Genomic DNA, 18797 nt, shown 5'->3' with positions numbered 1-18797 from the left:
CATGCGCCTGAGAGTCATTTCCCGGCTGCTGCAGATTCAACGCGTCCTGGTGCGGCATCGCCTGGACGAGATCATTCTCGCCACCCATCTGTTCCGGCCGGTGCGGTTCGCGTTCTATCTGTCGCCGAACACCTGGTTCCGGCGTAAAGCGTCACTGTCGCGCGGCGAACGCTTGCGCCTGGCGATGGAGGAGCTCGGCCCGATCTTCATGAAGTTCGGCCAGACGCTATCGACACGTCGCGACCTGCTGCCGCGAGACATCGCGGACGAATTGGAGAAACTGCAGGACCGCGTGCCGCCGTTTTCGAACGACGCCGCGCGCGCCATCGTCGAAGCTGCCTATGAGCGACCGGTGAGCGACGTGTTCGCCCGCTTCGACGCCGCCCCGCTGGCGGCAGCAACGATCGCACAAGTGCACGGTGCGCAGCTCAAAGACGGCAAGGAAGTCGTCGTGAAGATCGTGCGACCCGGCATCCGCAAGCTCATCGAGCGCGATCTTGAAGTGATGTACGCGCTCGCTGATCTGGCGAACAAGTACTGGAGCGATGCGCCCCGACTGCACCCCGTCGAGCTGGTGCGCGAGTACGAGAAGACCATCATCGATGAGCTGAATCTGAAGCGCGAGGCGGCGAACGCGACGCAGCTCAAACGTAACTTCGCGAACTCCCGGATGTTGTATGTGCCCGAGGTGTATTGGGATTACACACGCAGCAACGTCATGGTGATGGAGCGCCTGCAGGGCGTGTTGATAAACGACGTCGCTGAGCTGCAGCGTCGTGGCGCGAACATTCAGCGCCTGGCTGAGAACGGCGTAGAGATCTTTTTCACGCAGGCGTTCCGCCACAACTTTTTCCATGCCGACATGCATCCGGGCAACATCTTCGTGTTGCTGGACAATCCCGAGCAGCCGCAATACGCGGCGGTCGACTTCGGCATCGTCGGCACGCTGGCGCCGCGCGATCAGCATTATCTAGCCGAGAATTTCCTGGCGTTCTTCGAGCACGACTACCGCCGGATCGCGCAGCTGCATATCGATTCGGGCTGGATTCCGGCGCATGTTCGGGTCGACGAGCTGGAATCGGCGGTGCGCACGGTGTGCGAGCCGATTGCCAACAAGCCGTTGCGGGAGATTTCTTTCGGTCAGGTGCTGATCAGCCTGTTCGAAGCAGCCCAACGCTTCGACGCCCAACTGCAGCCGCAGCTGATGCTGATCCAGAAAACGCTGCTGCAGATCGAAGGCGTCGGCCGGCAGCTGTATCCGGATCTGGATTTGTGGAAGACGGCGCAGCCTCTGCTCCGTCAGTGGATGGCGGAACGCTGGAGCGTGCGAGCGCTGGCGCGCGATGTGCGCAAGCAGCTGCCGGACATGCTGCAGGCGTTACATCAATTGCCTCCGCTGGTGGAGAACGCGATTCAACGCATGTCGGACGGGCGCTTCAGCGTGCCGATCGAGACGACGGAAATCGAGCGTCTGAAACAGACGATCAGAGAAGATGGCCGCCGTCGCGACGTGACGATAGTGACGGCCATCGGAGCACTGAGCGGCATCATCCTGATCGCCACGGGAGCCGGCCCAGACTGGCTCGGCTACACCCTGCTCGGAGCAAGCATCGTCGGCTTGCTCACCCTGCGCAAATAACTACGCGCCGGCGGGCTTGCGTCCGCCGCGCATCAGTTCCCACACCACCGGCATCACCGAGATCACGATGATCGCGATGGTGACGATGCCGAAGTTCTCCTTGATCAGGGGCACGTTGCCGAACAGGTAGCCGCCCCAGATGAAGATCGACACCCACAGGAACCCGCCCAGCAGGTTGTAGGTGAAGAACTTCGCTCGATTCATGTCGCCTACGCCGGCAACGAACGGAGCAAACGTACGCACGATCGGCACGAAGCGCGCCAGCACGATGGTCTTGCCGCCGTACTTCTCGTAGAACGCGTGCGTTCGATCCAAATATTCCTTTTTCAACCACGGAATGGTGCCGCTGAATGCTCGCGGCCCGACGGCTCGCCCGATGCGGAAGTTGACCGCATCGCCCAGCCACGCCGCCACCATCAATAGCGCCCACAACGCCGGCGCGTTGAGCGTGCCCGTGGTATCCACTGCCGCTAGGGCACCGAGTGCAAACAGCAATGAGTCGCCCGGCAGAATCGGCGTCACCACCACGCCGGTCTCGCAGAAAATGATCACGAACAGGATCGCGTAGATCCAGTAGTGATAATCGGCGATCAGCTCGATGAGGTGCTTATCGAGGTGCAGGACGAAGTCGATGAACCAGGTGATCAACTCCATGGCTGCGGCGCTCTCAAGACGCCGCGCGCAGCGACTTCACTCGCGGACGATTCTGCTCGTCCACCAGCACCACCACCGGCTCGTGCTGCTCGAGCTCGGCTTCCGAATATTGCGAGTAGGCGCAAATGATCAGCAGGTCGCCGACCATCGCCTTGCGCGCTGCGGCGCCATTCAAAGAAATCGCACCCGAGCCCCGCGGCGCCGTAATGATATAGGTCGAGAAGCGCTCGCCGTTGTTGACGTTATATAGCTCGATGTACTGATTTTCCCGTAGCCCGGACGCCTCCAGCAGCGCCTCATCGATGCCGCACGAGCCTTCGTAATCGAGATCGGCCTGGGTCACGCGCACCCGGTGCAGCTTGGCCTGGAGCATGGTTCGGAGCATGGAATCCTCTTGGGGTCGGTGGGCCTTCGGCCCTACGGATAGCGGGCCGAAGGCTGCAGGCCGAGGGCACCAGTGTCAAGGTGAGACGCGGCAGCAGAGTTACTTGGGGGCAGTGCTTTGGGAAGCAGCTATTAGCTGATCCAGCAGCGGCCCGACTTCGGTCCCGACCTGCAGCGCCGCCCGATGCTCGGGCCGCTGGAAGCCCTCGGACAGGGTCAGGTCCAGGAATTGGACGAGGTGATCGTAATAGCCCTGGAAATTGAGCAGGCCGCTCGGCTTCTTGTGCAATCCCAGCTGCGCCCAGCTCCAGGCCTCGAACAGCTCATCCAGGGTGCCGATGCCGCCCGGCAGGCTCAGGAACGCGTCGGACAGCACCCCCATCATGAACTTGCGCTCGGACAGGGTGCTGACGATGCGCAGGTCGGTCAGGCCGCGGTGAGCGACTTCGCGTTCCAGCAGCATCTGAGGAATGATGCCGATGACCCGCCCGCCCGCGGCCAGCGCGGCATCCGCCAGGGCGCCCATCAGCCCGACTTTGCCGCCGCCGTAGATCAGGGTGAGCTGCCGTTCGGCGATCAGGCGACCGGCGTCCCGGGCCAGGCCTACATACTCGGGCCGGTTACCGGGGCTGGAGCCGCAGAACACACAGATGGAGCGCATGGCCCGATTCTAGCCGAGGTTGCATTACGTTAATCGAAACGACGAATCGTGCGAAGCAGCGCACACTTCGGGACATGTATCGTGCGTGTCAGTGTTCTTTGGAGCACTGGCGCTCAAGCCGGGTGGCCAGGGCCCGATATGTTCAACAGATGTTCCCCCGGCCAGGGCACGACAGCTGTTTGTTTACATGCAAGGGACTCTTCAATACTGGTGGGCGTATCTGCCGCTGCTCGCGATCCTCCTGGCGCCAACGGCCGTCGCCACCTGGCTCGCGATCCAGCTGCACCGCGAGCGCGTCCTGCGCCGTCGCAATGGCGCCGATTACCTGACCGGCCTGCCCACCCGGAGCACCGCCGCCTCCGTTGCCGCCCAGGCCATGCTCGACGCGCAAAACAGCGGCACCGAATTCGCGCTCATCGTGCTGAACGTCGATCGTCTCAAACCGATCAACGACTCGCTCGGACATCAGGCCGGCGATGAGCTGCTGCTCGCATTGTCACAGCGCCTGCGCTCCGTGCTCGGCTATGCGAACGTGCTGGCGAGACTGGCAGGTGACGAATTCACCATCATCGCTCGCGGGCTGAAAGGCCCGCGCGAAGCCGAGGCGCTGGTGAACAGAATCAACGAAACGGTGCGCGAGCCGTTCGTGATCGCCTCGTTCGATATCCATACCTCGCTGACCATCGGCGTCAGCATGTATCCGCTCGATGGCGACACGTTCGACGTGCTGCTGCGTCGGGCAGAGATGGCCTTGCGCTGTGCGAAGGCGGCCACTCGTGGCAGCTATCGTTTCTATGCGCTGGAAATGTCGAACGCCGCCGACGAGCGTCTTACGTTGGAAAACGATCTGCGTCGGGCGGTCGAGCTGGGTCAGCTGGAGCTGCACTATCAGCCCAAGGTCGACATCGGCACCAATCGAATTCGTAGCGCAGAAGCGCTGCTGCGTTGGCGGCATCCCACGCGCGGGCTGGTGGCGCCGAATGTTTTCATTCCGATTGCCGAGGACACCGGACTGATCGTGCCGATCGGCGAATGGGTGCTGCGCGAGTCCTGCCGCCAGATCCGCGCCTGGATCGATTCAGGCATGTCGCCAGTGCGCGTGGCCGTGAATCTTTCAGCCAAGCAGTTCCGGCATGTCGATCTGGTTGCAGTGATCCGCTCGGCGCTCGGTGAAGCGCAGCTGCAGCCCGGTTATCTGGAGCTCGAGCTCACCGAGAGCGCGATCATGGACGACGCCGAGAAGTCGGCCTCGACCTTGGAATTCTTGAGCACCATGGGCGTGCACATTTCCATCGACGATTTCGGCACCGGTTACTCCAGCCTGAGCTATCTGCGCCGCTTCCCGCTCGACAAGCTCAAGATCGATCGCAGCTTCGTGCGCGATCTGATGTCGAGCCCGGATGACGCGTCCATCGTCAAAGCCATCATTTCGCTTGCTCACAACTTGCGACTGCGCGTCGTCGCCGAAGGCGTGGAAACCGCCGAGCAACTGAGCTTTCTGCGCGAGCTGGGCTGCGATCAATACCAAGGATTCTTTTGCAGCCCCGCGGTGCCGGCGCCGGCCTTCGAGGCGCTCTTGCAAAGAATGCGGGCTGATCTTCCGGAGCTGACCGAGGCTGACATGCTTCGCACGCAGAGCCGGCTATCGGCGTTCTCGCCGCAGAGCACTCGTTAGTCTAATAGCTATCGGTGGCGCGACGGCCGCGCGATTGGCGGCGCTCCTGTCCCGAATATCCCGCCATCATCATGCCGATATCGCTGTTTCGTCGCGGTCCGGAGCGACGGTCCTTATGGTGTTTGAAGCGGCAGCCGCAGGTCGCGGCATCACAGCTGGGCAGCGGCAAGCGCGGCGCCTGCCGGGACAAGAATCGCTGACCGGAAAAACGATAGGCCGCGGCACACGCACTGGTACCGGGCAGAACAGAAACTGCGTGATACGGATTGGTCGGGCTCGGCGTACGCTGCGGCTCCGGGGCCTTCTTTGCCCCGAACAGCGACGCGAAAAATCCTGGAGACTTCGATGCCATCACTCCCCGCCGGAATCAGTTTCCGCGGATTGTTCCCAAACTCGCGCCTGCAACGCAAGTGAACGATGGACCAGCCGCGCCGCCCCATCACGCAGATGTAGCGGCGCATTCATCAATCGGAAATATTTACCGTCGCGCGCGCACGACAATCGCGCTCGCGACCCACTCACTCGCGCAGTGAGCGCAGGAATTTCGCTGGATCCTCACCGCGCTCCAACACTTCCACGAGTGCCGAGCCGACGATCGCGCCGTCGATGTACGGCGCCAGTCGCTGCACTTGCTCGCGACTGCGAATGCCGAAGCCTGCGCACACCGGCACCGGCGAGACTTTCTTGACGCGACCGAAGTACTCCAGCACTTCCTCGGGCACTGCCACGTTCTTGCCGGTGGTACCGGTCATGGTCACTGCATAAATGAAGCCGCTGCTGCCTTCGCAGAGCATCTGCATGCGCTCGGTCGGCGTCACCGGCGTGACAAACTGAACGAGCGCAAGACCGCGCGCCTCCAGAGCATTGCGCAGCTCGTGACTTTCTTCGAACGGCAGATCGGGGACGATGAATCCTGCGATGCCGGCGCGAGCGGCATCCTCGGGCAGTTTGTCGATGCCATACGCCAGCAACGGATTCAGGTAGCTCATCAGCAACAATGGCGACTGCGGCTTCACTTCGGCTCGCGTCAGCTCTTGCAGAATCCAACGCAACGACACGCCTTGCTCCAGCGCGACCCGGCTGGAGCGCTGAATGGTCGTGCCGTCGGCCATGGGATCGGTGAACGGCACACCGATTTCCACGACATCCGCCACTGCGCCGACGGCGTTCAGTTGCTGAATGAAACCTTCGCGCTTGGGGAAGCCGGCGGTGATGTAAGCGATCAACGCCGGTTGGCCGGTCGCACGCCGGTTGCGAATCGCGGTGCTGACGGAATCACGAGCAGACATCAGAGCACATCCTTCAACAAAGTACGTTGCAGCGTCGGCATGTCCTTGTCGCCGCGACCCGAGAGCGCGATCAGGATGCGCTTGCCCGGATTGGCGAGGGCGTAACGTTTCGCACCGGCCAGCGCGTGCGACGATTCGATTGCGGGCAGAATGCCTTCGGCCGCACAACATTCGGCCAGCGCCGCCAGCGCGTCATCGTCATTCACGGCCTCGTACTTCACCCTATCGATGCTCGCCAGCAAGGCGTGCTCGGGGCCGACGCCGGGATAGTCCAGGCCTGCCGACACGGAATGCGTTTCCTGGATCTGGCCGTTCTCATCCTGCAACAACAACGAGAAACAACCTTGCAGAACGCCCGGCGTGCCGTACGCGATCGACGCCGCATTCTGACCGAGACCCGAGCCGCTGCCGCCTGCCTCGAGGCCGAGCATCTGCACGCCTGCGTCCTTGACGAACGGATGAAACATTCCGATCGCATTCGAGCCGCCGCCGACGCACGCAACCACGAGGTCAGGCAACTTGCCCGTGCGCTCGAGAATCTGCACGCGCGCTTCGCGGCCAATGACCGACTGCAGCTCGCGCACGATGTATGGATAAGGATGCGGGCCGATCGCCGAGCCTAAGCAGTAATACGTGCCGTTTGGATCGGATACCCAGTCACGCAATGCTTCGTCGACCGCCGCGCGCAATGTTTTATCGCCGCTGGTAACGGGAACGACGGTGGCGCCGAGCAGCTTCATGCGGCCCACGTTCGGCGCCTGGCGCTCCATATCGACCGAGCCCATATACACCGTGCAGGGCATGCCCAGGCGTGCACACGCCGCGGCCGAAGCCACACCGTGCTGACCCGCCCCCGTCTCGGCAATCACTCGCTTCGCACCGAGCTTTTTCGCCAGCAGCACCTGGCCGATGGAATTGTTGATCTTGTGAGCGCCGGTGTGCGCGAGATCCTCGCGCTTCAACCAGATCTCCGCGCCCCACTTCTCCGACAGCGTCCGCGCGAAAGTCAGCGGTGTGGCACGACCAACCCAGTTATGCAGCTCGTCGTGAAACTCGCGCAGGAACTCCGGATCGCGCAAATAGCGATCGACACCGACCTGCAGGCGATCCAGCGCCGGCACCAGGGTTTCTGGAATGTAACGGCCGCCGAAGGGCCCGAAGCGGCCGCGCTCGTCGGGATAGGCGTCCTGCTGGACATTGGCAATCAGCGCCTGCTGCTCGCTCTTGCTCAAGGAATGTTTCATTTCATTGCTCCGTTGTCCGCCGCACGTGCGTTTCGGACAAAGTCATAAATCTTCTGCGAATCCTTCACCCCGGGCCGCGCTTCGACGCCGCTGCTCACATCGACGCCAAACGGCCTTGCGACCGCGATCGCGTCAGCAACGTTCGACGGATTCAGCCCGCCGGCCAATATCAGCTGCGTACGTGCAGCGAGGCTGGCAGCGGCCGACCAATCCGTCGTCTCGCCCGTGCCGCTGACTGGGCCTTCGAACAGCAGCCGCGTCGGTAACGTCGCCGGCAGCTTGCGGCCGGCGCGAAAGACCGGTGTTACCTGCAACTCAGCGGGCACCTGCAATGTCGCGAGATCGTCGACGTCGGTCTGTAATACATCGGGCCGGAACTGCGACCAGACTTCATCGAGTTCGACCTGCGATGGATGCAACATCACTGCGACACGCAAGATGTCACGAGGCACATCGCGCGCCAGTTCAGCCGCTTGTCGAGCAGTAACCCTGCGCCTCGACTCCGCAAACACGAAGCCGACTGCATTCACTCCGGCATCGACTGCAGCCGCAACGGCATCCGCGGTCGTCAGTCCACAAACCTTGACCCACATCATTCTTCGCGCACTTCGCCCTTCGCGATGCGCAGCTTGCGAGTGGCCATGCTCATCGCGGTCTGACGACCGGTGGCGAGCATCTTGCCCAGCAGCTCGCGCGGCTTCGGCGAATTCATCAGTGTCGTGCCGATCAGCGCGACACGATAGCCAAGACCGACGATGGTAGTTACGTCATCGAGCGTGTTCACGCCGCTCTCGGCAACCGGCGCAAAGCCCGGCGGCATGCTGTCGGCCAGCTCGGACAAGCGCGACAACTCGACGGTGAGCTTGTCGAGATCGCGGCAGTTGAGCCCGACCAGGATCTGCTCGTCGTGACTTCTTCGCAGCGCCAGCACTTCGCGCGCGATCTGCAGATCGGCGGCATCGAACGCTTCGAGCAGAACGAACATCTTCAACATGCACGCACAGTCGAGCAGTGCCGTGATGCGGCTCTTGTCGAGCATGCGCACGATCACGAGCACACCGCCTGCACCCGCCGCACGCCCTTCCATCACCTGATAAGGATCGACGAGGAAATCTTTGCGCATCACCGGCACGTTGTAAGGTGCGAGCACGCGCGCGGCACGCGTCAGATGTTCGAGCTGACCGCCGAAGCGCAGCGGCTCGGTGAGCACCGACACCGCCATTGCACCACCGCATGCATATTCGGTGACGCGACTTTCCACGTCGCTGGTATTGGCGGACAGATCGCCGGCCGAGGGCGAATGCAGCTTGCATTCGGCAATGACATCGAAGCCCTCCGGCGACAGCCGCAGTGGCGGCGCCGCAGGCATGTCGGAGGCTCGCGCCCACAACGCCTTTTCGGATTCGCGCGCACGCGCTTCTTCGAGCCGTGCAAGGCTCGATTGAGTCATTTGAGTCAGCAGCCCGGACATGTTCAGCGCCCCTGGCCCGCGGCCGATTGCTTGTGGCCGAAAGCCGTCAATTTTTCCAGCAGACGCCGCCCGGCGCCGCTCTCGATGGCATCCTGTGCCATGTGCGCCGCATCCTGCGCCGAAGCGGCTTTGCCGAGCAATTCGAGCACCAGGGCGGCTTGCAAGATCAACGCGTTGCGATGGGCACCCTGTTCCCGGCCTTCCAGAACGGCGCGCAGATGCTCGGCGTTGTAGGCCGCATCGCCGCCCTTCAACTCCTCGGCACTGCACTGGGGCAGCATGAATTCCTCGGCGCTGCGCGTCGCACGCACAACCCTGCCGGGCGTGACATCGAACACGGTGAAAGGACCGATCGGCGTGGCCTCGTCCCACCCCGACGCGCCGTGCACGACGTAAGCGCGCTGCAGCGGCATGCCCGCCATGGTTTCGGCCATCAGCTCGGCGATGTCGACGTCGTATGCGCCGATCAAGTGAAACTCCGGCTCGGCCGGATTCGACAGCGGTCCCAGGATGTTGAACACCGTGCGCACGCCGAGCGCCTGCCGGATCGGCATCACGGCTTTCATCGCGGGGTGATAGTGAGGCGCAAAGAAGAATGTGAAGCCAGTGGCGTCGAGACACTCGCCCGACACTCGCTCATCGAGCGGCAAGCTCAAACCGAGCGCGCGAATGACATCGGCGCTGCCGCTGCGACTGGAAACAGAGCTCGTGCCGTGCTTCGCGACGCGAATGCCCATCGATGCGACCAGCAACGCCGCACCCGTGGATAGATTGAAACTTCCCGAACCGTCGCCGCCGGTACCGACCATGTCGACCAGCGGCCCACCCGGCGGCAATTCCGGTCGACGCGCGAGCTTACGCATGCTCTTGGCGAAACCGCGCACTTCATCCGCCGTAACGCCCTTGGCTCGCAGCGCCGCGAGGACCGCGCCGCCCATAGCCGGAGGAAGCGTCGGATCCGTTAGTGCGATGAGCAGCTCCGAAGCTTCCTGCTCGCTCAGGTTGTCGCCATCGAGCAATCGTTCGAGCGTCTGGCGCATGATCATGCCGCTCGCTTGCCGGAACGCTGCTGCAGGAAGTTGCCCATCAGCACCGGTCCTTGCGGGGTCAGCACGCTTTCGGGATGGAACTGCACGCCTTCGATGTTGAGCGTTCTGTGCCGCACGCCCATGATCTCGCCTTCATCGGTGCGCGCCGTCACTTGGAGCACCTCGGGCAGCGTGTCGGGCTGCGCGATCAGCGAGTGATAACGGCCCGCTTCGAACGGCTCGGGCATGTTCTGCAGGATGCTCTTGCCGTCGTGATGCACGAGGGAAGTCTTGCCGTGCATGAGACGACCGGCGCGCACGACTTTACCGCCGAAGACTTCCACCAACGATTGGTGGCCGAGACACACGCCGAAGATCGGCACTTCGCCGGCGAACGCCTCGATCATGCGCATCGACACGCCCGCGTCATACGGCGTACCCGGGCCCGGCGAAATGCACAGATGCGTGGCATTCAGCGATTTCGCCTGCTCGATGGTGATGCTGTCGTTACGATGCACGAGCACGTCGGCACCCAGCACCATGAAGGCCTGCACCAGGTTGTAAGTGAACGAATCGTAGTTATCGATCAGCAGCAAACGTGCTGTTTCTTGAGTGCTCACAGCCCCTCCTCCGCCATTGCGAGCGCACGACGCACGATGGCGCTCTTGGCCAGGACTTCCTGATATTCAGCCGCCGGGACGCTGTCCGCGACCACGCCAGCGCCAGCTTGGAAACTATAAGTGTCGCCGCGGAACACCATGGTGCGGATGGTGATCGCATGATCCATGTCGCCGCCGTGACCGAAGTAGCCGACCGTGCCGCCGTAGAAGCCGCGTCGGACGGGCTCCAGCTCATCGATGATTTCCATCGCGCGCACCTTCGGTGCTCCCACCAGCGTGCCGGCGGGAAACGCGGCAGCAAACAAATCGAATGCATCTTTGCCGGGAGCGAGCTCACCGTTCACGCCGCTCACGATGTGCATCACGTGGCTGTAGCGCTCGATACTGCGATAAGGATTCACATTAACCGAGCCGGCCTTCGCGACCCGCCCCAGATCGTTGCGAGCCAGGTCGACCAGCATGATGTGCTCGGCGTTTTCTTTGGGATCGGCGAGCAGTTCCTTTTGCAACAAGGCGTCCTCGATCGAATCGCGCCCTCGCGGCCGGGTGCCGGCGATGGGACGCATCGAGCCGCGGCCGCGTGACAATTTCACCAATGCTTCGGGCGAAGAGCCGACGATGGTCGCATCGCCCAGCTCGCAGAAGTACATATAAGGAGAGGGATTGAGCAGCCGCAGCGCTCGATACGCTTCGAACGGCTCCAGATCGCACAGGCCGGCGAAGCGCACCGACAACACCAGCTGATAGACATCGCCGGCGGCGATGTATTCCTTCACTCGATGCACGCCCTGAATGTATTGCTCTTCGGTCAGACTGCCGACGGCCGGCGAATATTTGATCTTCCTGTCGCTGGCGGGAATGGCACCTCGCAATGCCTTTACCACCTCACGACGCAGGGCAATGCGCTCACTATCGCTCCCGGCATGCAACAGCGCGACGCCACGAGTGAGATGGTCGAAGACCAGCAGCGATCGAGGCGCGAGGTAGTGTGCTTCGGGGGTGGGCTCAGTCTGCGAAATTCGCGGCGGGAGGCGCTCGAAGCGCCGCACTAGGTCGTAGCTCGCCGCACCGACCAGGCCGCCCGGCAAGGGGACGCCGGGAATCTGCGGGCTGGGCTGCGGTGCGCGCGCCAGTGCACTGCGCAGTGCACTCAGCAATTCAGCCTGGGTTTGTGGGGGCGGACCGATGCGTCCGTCGATGCTCAAGCCCCGTTCGTCGAGGCGGACTTCCAGACAATCGCCAAAGCCAATGAAGGAATACCGCGCCAACCGCTCGCCGCCCTCGACGCTTTCCAGCAGAAAGCGCGGCTTGAACGGCTTGAGCTTCAGATAGGCCGAGACTGGCGTGTCCAGGTCTGCGGCGATGTCGAAGGGTGGTTGCACTGAACTGTCCTCGGCGTTGAACCGTGCTCTTCGGTCCGGCGAGGGGCGATAAAAAAACCCATCTCCGGATCGGTGCGCGGAGATGGGTTCTTTGGATGCTTGGCTAGTGTGTGTTTGTTACGCCCAACAAGCTCCAGCGGCCCTCTCCTGTGAGGGTCGCCACCACCAGCGATGCGTTGCAAGCGTCGGAGTCATGCGCGTGAGTATTACCGGCCGCCCAAGGGGGAGTCAACTTCCTTGTATGCAATCGCTTAGCCCCCGGGTACCTGCCGGGATCCGCAAGATCTACCTACCCGCCGGGCTTACGACCCGTTTGTCACGGTCCCCCGACTGATCCTTCACCTGCCCGCTCCTACGATGGCCTTCCTCGATGGGTATGGGCGACCGTCTGAGGCAGCGTGTCATTGCAACGATCCTCAGGGGCAGTTTTATGTCATCGAATCTGCTGTCTGTAAGCATTGGACTGATGCTGAGCCTGGCCGCCGCCGGTCCACGAGCAGACGAGTTGTCCGACCTGCGCGAACGGCTCGAAGCGCAGGAACAGAGGATTCGAATCCTCGAGCGCAAGCTCGAATTGAGTGAGGCAGCGACCGCAGCTGCAGTCCCCATGACGCCGATCGTGCGCGCCTCGCCTCAGCAAGGCTTCCGTATTCAATCCGCCGACGGCGCCAACGTCTTGCGCTTTCGGGGCGTGCTGCACTTCGATGGCCGTTACTTCCTGGACGACTTCACGCCTGCGACCGCCAACACCTGGATTCTGCGTCGCGTGCGTCCCACGTTCGAAGGCACGCTCAACAACATTTATGACTTTCGCTTCACGCCGGACTTCGGCGGCGGTCGCACGATCATCCTCGATGCATTCCTCGCCGCCCGTTTGCAGCCATGGGCCGTCGTGACCGCAGGCAAATTCAAAGTGCCCGTAGGTCTGGAGCGCCTCATGTCGGCCACCGATCTGCGTTTCATCGAGCGCGGCCTGCCCACCGACCTCGTGCCCAATCGCGATCTGGGTCTGCAACTGGGCGGCGACCTCGCCGGCGGCGTGGTGAACTACTCGGTCGGGTATTTCAATGGCGTCAGCGACGGCAGCAGCAGCGACAACAACACGCCGACACCTGATGTAGAGAACGACACCAGGGGCGACTGGGCGGCACGCGTATTTTTCCAGCCCTTCCTGAACTCGGACAACTTCGCGCTGCGCGGTCTCGGCTTTGGCATCGCAGGCACGTATGTGAATACGACGGGCGACACGACCACGACACTTCTGCCCAGCTATCGCACGCCTGGCCAGCAAATATTCTTCAGCTATCGCGGCACGACTGCGGCGAGCGGCACGACGCCCGCTGTGAATGGCACGATCGCCGACGGCGAGCGTCTGCGTTGGACGCCGCAAGCCTACTACTCGATCGGCAGCTTCAGCGTGCTGGGCGAGTACGTGACAGTTTCTCAAGAGGTGTCGCGACTCACGCCGACCGCGGGACTGCGTCGTGACAGACTCGACGACACCGCCTGGCAAGTGCAGCTCGCGTGGTTCGTGACGGGCGAGGCTGAATCGTTCCGTGGCTACACCCCGCAGTCGATTTTCGATCCGAGCAAAGGCACGTGGGGCGCGCTTGAACTGGTCGCGCGCTATCACCAGCTCGACATCGACGATGACGCCTTCGTCGGCGGCGCCAACTCATTCGCCAACATCGCCACCGCCGCCAGCAAAGCCAGCGCCTGGGGCATAGGCGTGAACTGGTATCTGACCCAGAACTACAAGTGGTCACTCGGCTACGACGTCACTCATTTCGACGGCGGCGCTGCCACCGGCGATCGCCCCGACGAGAAAGCGTTGTTCACCCGTTTCGCGCTCGGCTTTTAATCCTTCTCATTCACTTACTACTGGAGACAACGACCATGGGTTCCAAGCTTGTTTCATGGCGCAGGTGGGCGGGCATCGCGCTCGCCGGCGTCGCGCTGAGCGGTACGGTGGCGCAGGCTGCCGACGTGACTCTGCTGAATGTTTCTTATGATCCGACCCGCGAGCTGTACGAGAGCTACAACAAGGCGTTCTCCGCGTACTGGCAGAAAAGGACCGGCGACAAAGTCACGATCAAACAATCGCACGGCGGCTCGGGCAAACAGGCGCGCACCGTCATCGACGGGCTGCCGGCCGACGTTGTGACATTGGCGCTGGCTGGCGACATCGACGCCATCGCGACGACCGGCAAGCTGCTGCCGGTCAACTGGCAATCGCGTCTGCCGCACAACTCATCGCCTTACACCTCGACCATCGTGTTCCTGGTGCGCAAAGGCAATCCCAAAGGCATCAAAGACTGGGGCGACTTGATCAAGCCAGGCGTGCAGGTCATTACGCCGAACCCGAAGACGTCGGGCGGCGCGCGCTGGAACTATCTCGCAGCCTGGGCCTGGGCCTTGAAGCAACCCGGGGGCACCGAAGCCTCGGCGAAGGAATTCACGAAAAAGCTGTACAGCCACGTGCCCGTGCTCGATACCGGCGCGCGAGGCTCGACGACGACGTTCGTCCAGCGCGGCATCGGTGACGTACTGCTGGCGTGGGAAAACGAGGCATTCCTGTCCATCAAGGAGTTGGGCCCGGACAAGGTGCAGATCGTGGTGCCGAGCTTGAGCATTCTGGCCGAGCCGCCGGTGACGGTGGTCGACAAGGTGGTGCTGCGCCGGGGCACGCGCGAGGTGGCAACCGAGTACTTGAAGTACCTTTACAGCCCGGAAGGCCAGGAAATCATCGCCAGGAATTTCTATCGGCCGGTCGATGCGGCGGTGGCGGCCAGATACGAGAAGACTTTCCCGAAACTGAACCTGGTGACCATTCAGGAGTTTGGCGGCTGGGCCCAGGCGCAAAAGGTGCACTTCGCCGACGGCGGCGTGTTCGATCAGATTTACGCGCCGAAGTAACCAGCCTCGAGCTGAGCGCGCCAGCGCTCGATGGGGCGCCTCCGTTCAGCCAGATGCACTCTGCGCCGGGCAGGGGGCATTCTTTTTGTGCGCTCTATTCGTCGTCGCGCTTGCTCTGCTCGACGCGTTTGCGCAGCTCCATCCACTCCTGCAGCTTCTTCAGGTCGGTCGGCTTACGCTTGGGATCGGCGGGCTTGAGTGGCGCGCGCCCGCCACTATTGTAGGGATTGCTGTCAACGTTGCCGCGGGGTGTCGAGGAATTGTCGTAAGGATTACTGCCGCCGAGCCCGGGCGGACGCCGATTGATGGCGGTGTCGGCAATGGACAGGTCGTTCAGATCGAGCTTCTTCAGGCGCTGCGTGCTGATGTCGCGGCTGTAGACGCCGGTCTCGAGTTGCCATTCCCAGACTGAATTGCCGCGCTCATCATAGGAGATTCGTCCGGAGCGCTTGTCGGCCTGTGAGTCCTCGGCGGGTTCGCTGGTGTCCTTGCCAGGCGCCTGGAAGCGCTTGTCCCCGGGGTTGCTCATGAGATAGCTATCTCTCGGATAAATGAATGTGATGTTGGAGATTCTGTGCTGCTGCAAATGACAAAGCAATCGACGATGAAGTGCGCATGAGCTCGTTGCGTCGCCCTGCCAATGCCAAACCTGAACTGGCGCGAGGTTTCGCTGGCGTATTTGCCTATAGCACACGCGCGCTGGAGCTCGTGTGGACCACCAGCCGTCCGCTCACAATCGCGTTCGGGCTGCTGACTTTGATTGCGGGCGCGTTGCCCGCTGCAGTCGCTTACGTTGGCGCGCTGATCGTCGACGCCGTAGTGGCTTCCATTCAGGCTTCAGCCGACACCCGCGAAGCATTGACCCAACATGCGTTGTGGCTGGTGGCAGGCGAAGGTGTGCTGGTTGCCGCCATCGCCGGTGCACAGCGCGGCCTGAATCTGTGTCAATCGCTGTTACGCGCTCAGCTCGGCCAGCGCGTCAACGTCATGATCCTCGAAAAAGCGTTGACGCTCGACCTGTCGCATTTCGAGAACTCCGATTTCTACGACAAGCTCACCCGCGCGCGACGCGAAGCGTCGAGCCGTCCGCTGTCATTGGTCACGCGCACGTTCGGTCTGCTACAGAACGCAGTCTCGCTCTTGAGCTTCGGCTCCTTGCTGCTGCACTTCTCGCCCTGGGCCGTGGTGCTGCTGATCCTCGCCGGCCTGCCCGCGTTCCTGGCGGAGGCCAAGTTCTCCGGCGACAAATTCCGCCTGTTCCTGTGGCGCTCGCCCGAAACACGCATGCAGTTGTATCTGGAAACCGTGCTGGCTCGCGAGGATCACGCCAAAGAGGTGAAGCTGTTCGGCCTGGGCCCCTTGTTCCTGGAGCGCTACCGGAACATTTTCAACAAGCTCTATCACGAGGATCGCAATCTCACGATTCGTCGCGACACGTGGGGCTTTTTCCTGGGCCTGATTGCGACCGGAACGTTATATGGCGCATACGCATGGATCGCGCTCTCCGCCATCGCCACACGCATCACGCTGGGTCAGATGACGATGTATCTGATGCTGTTCCGACAGGGCCAGTCGGCGGTGTCGGCGATCCTGTCCGCGGTCGGCGGCATGTACGAAGACAATTTGTACCTGTCGACGCTGTACGACTATCTCGAAACGCCGGTGAACAATGACAAAGGCGCGGCCGTGCATGGCCCGCAGCCGGACGACGGCATTCGTTTCGAGAAAGTGAGCTTCACGTATCCCGGCGCCGAACAGCCGACGCTGGTCGAGATCGATCTGCACATCCGCCCCGGCGAATCGCTCGCGCTGGTCGGCGAGAACGGCTCGGGCAAGACGACGCTGATCAAGCTGCTCACTCGTTTGTATGAGCCGAACTCCGGCCGCATCCTGCTCGATGGCCAGGACCTGCGCGAGTGGGACGAAGCCGCGCTGCGCGATCGCATTGGCGTCATCTTCCAGGACTTCACTCGTTATCAGCTGCTACTCGGCGAGAACATCGGAGCCGGCGACGTGCGCCATTTCGAAGACGAAGAGCGCTGGCGTGACGCGGGCGAGAAAGGTATGGCGGCCCCCATCGTTGAAGCGTTGCCGGCCGGCTATCGCACCCCATTGGGCAAATGGTTCAACGACGGCCGCGAGCTGTCGGGCGGGCAATGGCAGAAGATCGCTCTATCACGCGCCTTCATGCGCTCGCGTGCCGACATCCTGGTGCTGGATGAGCCTACGTCGGCAATGGATGCAAGCGCCGAAGCGACCATCTTCGAGCATTTTCGGACACTGACCCGCGGCCGGATCGCGATCCTGATCTCGCATCGCTTTTCCACCGTGCGCATGGCGGATCAGATCGTAGTGATCGAGAACGGCCGCATCATCGAGCGCGGCAGCCATGACGCGCTGATGGAGTTGAACGGCCACTACGCACACCTGTTCTCGCTACAAGCCAAAGGCTACCGCTGATGAGCAGCATCGTTAGATCAGGGTTATCGATGCCTGCCGCTCCATCAACTAAAGGTATTCCACCAGCGCAGTGCGTCCCGATATCGGGCAAACACAGTGACAGCGCAGGTCGCAAATGATATTTCTGTCGCGCGCCTGGGGCCGTCAATGAAGGCGCGCCGCCAACTTTCCTGGTCCACTTCATGTCCAGCTCTGAACCCACTTCACTGCGGTCAGCGGCCGCAGCCGCTCCCATTGCCACTGCTACCTGGCTGACACCGGCGGAGTTGTTGCTGCTGGGCGCAGTGTGGGGCAGCTCGTTTCTGTTCATGCGTATCGCCGCGAAGGATTTCGGCGCGTTCGCGCTCGTCGAAATGCGTCTGGCGCTGGGCGCGCTCATCCTGCTGCCATTCCTGTTGCGAGTAAAAGATCAGATCAAGCCATCGCACTGGTGGCGCTTCCTCGGCCTCGGCATCGTCAATTCCGCCGCACCGTTCGTTCTGTTTGCATGGGCCGCGCAACGCGCGCCGGCTGGCGTGGTCGCCATCAGTAACGCGACGGTCGTGATGTTTACGAGCATCGTCGCGTTCCTGTTGTTCGGCGAGAAGATCAGCAAGCGTAGCGCGATCGGCTTGCTTCTCGGCTTCATCGGTGTCGCCGTGCTTGCGAGCGGCAAGACCTCCGGAGGCAGCGTACTGCCGGCAGCGCTCGCTGGCGTCTTGGCGTCCGTCCTCTATGGCTTCGGTGGGAATTTCACCAAGCGCTATTTGCACGATCTGCCGCCAAGCGCCGTGGCGGCAGGCACGGTAATGTGTGCAGCCATCGTGGTCGCACCGCTGGCTTTCTCGACCTGGCCGAGCGCGCCCGTGCCCGCACTTTCCTGGCTTTCTGCAATCATGCTCGGGGTGCTGTGCACCGGCCTGGCGTATTTCCTCTATTACAGGCTGTTGTATCGCATCGGTGCGCCCCGCACCTCGACGGTGACTTATCTGGTGCCGTTGTTCGGCGTAATCTGGGCGTGGGTATTCCTGAGCGAGCCGCTCACCCTCAGCATGGCCGTCGCCGGCGCGCTGATCCTGGGTGGCGTGGCTTTGAGTCAACAGCGCGCTCCGGCAAAGAAGTAACGGAGCGCTGAACCAGGGCCTGTTAACACTCATTGGATGGGCTGCGACGAGCTATTGCGGTTCAGGGCTAGGCGGGACGACCGCCGTGTGCTCTCTGCACACAAGGGAGGAGCAACGACGTCCTGAACCGCAATAGCTCGTCCCATCTAAGGATATTTATTCATTATATGGGTTGCGCCTCGAATCGCCTGCCGCTACGTTACAAAGCTTGCCCGTATCGACATACGGGCTGCGCTTTGCGCCTTGCTGCAGGCGATTGGAGGCACAACGC

Annotated in this window: 17 protein-coding genes; 6 read left to right on the top strand and 11 right to left on the bottom strand. The window is 62.3% G+C overall.

Going from position 1 to position 18797, the window contains the following annotated elements; genetic code table 11:
* Position 1: 1 nt before the first annotated feature.
* Positions 2 to 1639, top strand: a complete 1638-nt coding sequence (gene ubiB, locus D0550_RS02680; RefSeq protein ID WP_116807559.1) for a ubiquinone biosynthesis regulatory protein kinase UbiB — start codon at positions 2 to 4, stop codon at positions 1637 to 1639.
* Here the strand turns inward: ubiB and D0550_RS02675 are convergent, their stop codons facing one another.
* The 3 genes from D0550_RS02675 to D0550_RS02665 all read right to left on the bottom strand — a co-directional run bounded on the left by D0550_RS02675 (position 1640) and on the right by D0550_RS02665 (position 3338).
* The gene (locus tag D0550_RS02675; protein WP_174842465.1) at positions 1640 to 2293 is read right to left on the bottom strand and encodes a DedA family protein; all 654 of its coding nucleotides are present in this window, start codon (positions 2291 to 2293) and stop codon (positions 1640 to 1642) included.
* A 13-nt stretch (positions 2294 to 2306) separates the two neighbouring features.
* The gene (gene panD, locus D0550_RS02670; protein ID WP_116807558.1) at positions 2307 to 2678 is read right to left on the bottom strand and encodes an aspartate 1-decarboxylase; all 372 of its coding nucleotides are present in this window, start codon (positions 2676 to 2678) and stop codon (positions 2307 to 2309) included.
* A 99-nt stretch (positions 2679 to 2777) separates the two neighbouring features.
* Positions 2778 to 3338, bottom strand: a complete 561-nt coding sequence (locus D0550_RS02665; protein ID WP_116807557.1) for an LOG family protein — start codon at positions 3336 to 3338, stop codon at positions 2778 to 2780.
* A gap of 187 nt (positions 3339 to 3525) precedes the next feature.
* Between D0550_RS02665 and D0550_RS02660 the strand changes: the two genes are divergently transcribed.
* Complete coding sequence (locus tag D0550_RS02660; protein ID WP_116807556.1) at positions 3526 to 5013, top strand: putative bifunctional diguanylate cyclase/phosphodiesterase; 1488 nt, start codon at positions 3526 to 3528, stop codon at positions 5011 to 5013.
* 518 nt (positions 5014 to 5531) lie between these two features.
* On the opposite strand, the gene trpA is transcribed toward D0550_RS02660, so the two are convergent.
* From trpA to D0550_RS02620, 7 genes are read right to left on the bottom strand one after another with little or no spacing between them, the layout of a single operon-like run.
* On the bottom strand, positions 5532 to 6302 hold the full coding sequence (gene trpA / locus D0550_RS02650; protein ID WP_116807554.1) for a tryptophan synthase subunit alpha: 771 nt from the start codon (positions 6300 to 6302) through the stop codon (positions 5532 to 5534).
* Entirely contained in the window at positions 6302 to 7546 is a 1245-nt protein-coding gene (trpB, locus tag D0550_RS02645) for a tryptophan synthase subunit beta (RefSeq protein ID WP_116807553.1), read from the bottom strand. Before trpB ends, trpA begins: the two co-directional genes overlap by 1 nt.
* The gene (locus D0550_RS02640; RefSeq protein ID WP_116807552.1) at positions 7543 to 8142 is read right to left on the bottom strand and encodes a phosphoribosylanthranilate isomerase; all 600 of its coding nucleotides are present in this window, start codon (positions 8140 to 8142) and stop codon (positions 7543 to 7545) included. The genes trpB and D0550_RS02640 overlap by 4 nt, the downstream gene beginning before the upstream one ends.
* Positions 8139 to 9017 (bottom strand): indole-3-glycerol phosphate synthase TrpC, encoded by an 879-nt coding sequence (locus tag D0550_RS02635; RefSeq protein ID WP_116807551.1) that lies wholly within the window; start codon positions 9015 to 9017, stop codon positions 8139 to 8141. The genes D0550_RS02640 and D0550_RS02635 overlap by 4 nt, the downstream gene beginning before the upstream one ends.
* A 2-nt stretch (positions 9018 to 9019) precedes the next feature.
* On the bottom strand, positions 9020 to 10063 hold the full coding sequence (gene trpD, locus D0550_RS02630; protein WP_116807550.1) for an anthranilate phosphoribosyltransferase: 1044 nt from the start codon (positions 10061 to 10063) through the stop codon (positions 9020 to 9022).
* Positions 10060 to 10665: an anthranilate synthase component II gene (locus tag D0550_RS02625; RefSeq protein ID WP_241520697.1), complete on the bottom strand. Its 606-nt coding sequence runs from the start codon at positions 10663 to 10665 to the stop codon at positions 10060 to 10062. The genes trpD and D0550_RS02625 overlap by 4 nt, the downstream gene beginning before the upstream one ends.
* On the bottom strand, positions 10662 to 12047 hold the full coding sequence (locus tag D0550_RS02620; protein WP_116807549.1) for an anthranilate synthase component I family protein: 1386 nt from the start codon (positions 12045 to 12047) through the stop codon (positions 10662 to 10664). Before D0550_RS02620 ends, D0550_RS02625 begins: the two co-directional genes overlap by 4 nt.
* 430 nt (positions 12048 to 12477) lie before the next feature.
* Here D0550_RS02620 and D0550_RS02615 point away from each other — a divergent pair, with 430 nt between their 5' ends.
* Both D0550_RS02615 and D0550_RS02610 read left to right on the top strand, forming a co-directional pair.
* Positions 12478 to 13908, top strand: coding sequence for an OprO/OprP family phosphate-selective porin (locus D0550_RS02615; RefSeq protein WP_161965604.1), 1431 nt, complete (start codon positions 12478 to 12480; stop codon positions 13906 to 13908).
* Positions 13909 to 13943: 35 nt separating this feature from the next.
* Positions 13944 to 14963: a sulfate ABC transporter substrate-binding protein gene (locus tag D0550_RS02610; protein WP_116807547.1), complete on the top strand. Its 1020-nt coding sequence runs from the start codon at positions 13944 to 13946 to the stop codon at positions 14961 to 14963.
* A 94-nt stretch (positions 14964 to 15057) separates the two neighbouring features.
* Here the strand turns inward: D0550_RS02610 and D0550_RS02605 are convergent, their stop codons facing one another.
* A complete protein-coding gene (locus D0550_RS02605; RefSeq protein ID WP_153067009.1) occupies positions 15058 to 15492 on the bottom strand; it encodes a hypothetical protein in 435 nt (144 codons plus the stop codon).
* A gap of 86 nt (positions 15493 to 15578) precedes the next feature.
* Between D0550_RS02605 and D0550_RS02600 the strand changes: the two genes are divergently transcribed.
* Positions 15579 to 17423, top strand: coding sequence for an ABC transporter ATP-binding protein (locus D0550_RS02600; RefSeq protein ID WP_116807545.1), 1845 nt, complete (start codon positions 15579 to 15581; stop codon positions 17421 to 17423).
* 206 nt (positions 17424 to 17629) lie between these two features.
* Positions 17630 to 18526 (top strand): DMT family transporter, encoded by an 897-nt coding sequence (locus tag D0550_RS02595; RefSeq protein ID WP_161965621.1) that lies wholly within the window; start codon positions 17630 to 17632, stop codon positions 18524 to 18526.
* Positions 18527 to 18797 lie beyond the last annotated feature (271 nt).

The organism is Steroidobacter cummioxidans (assembly GCF_003104955.1).
Note: the sequence above shows the minus strand (reverse complement) of the source record. Positions and strands in the feature narration are given on the sequence as shown.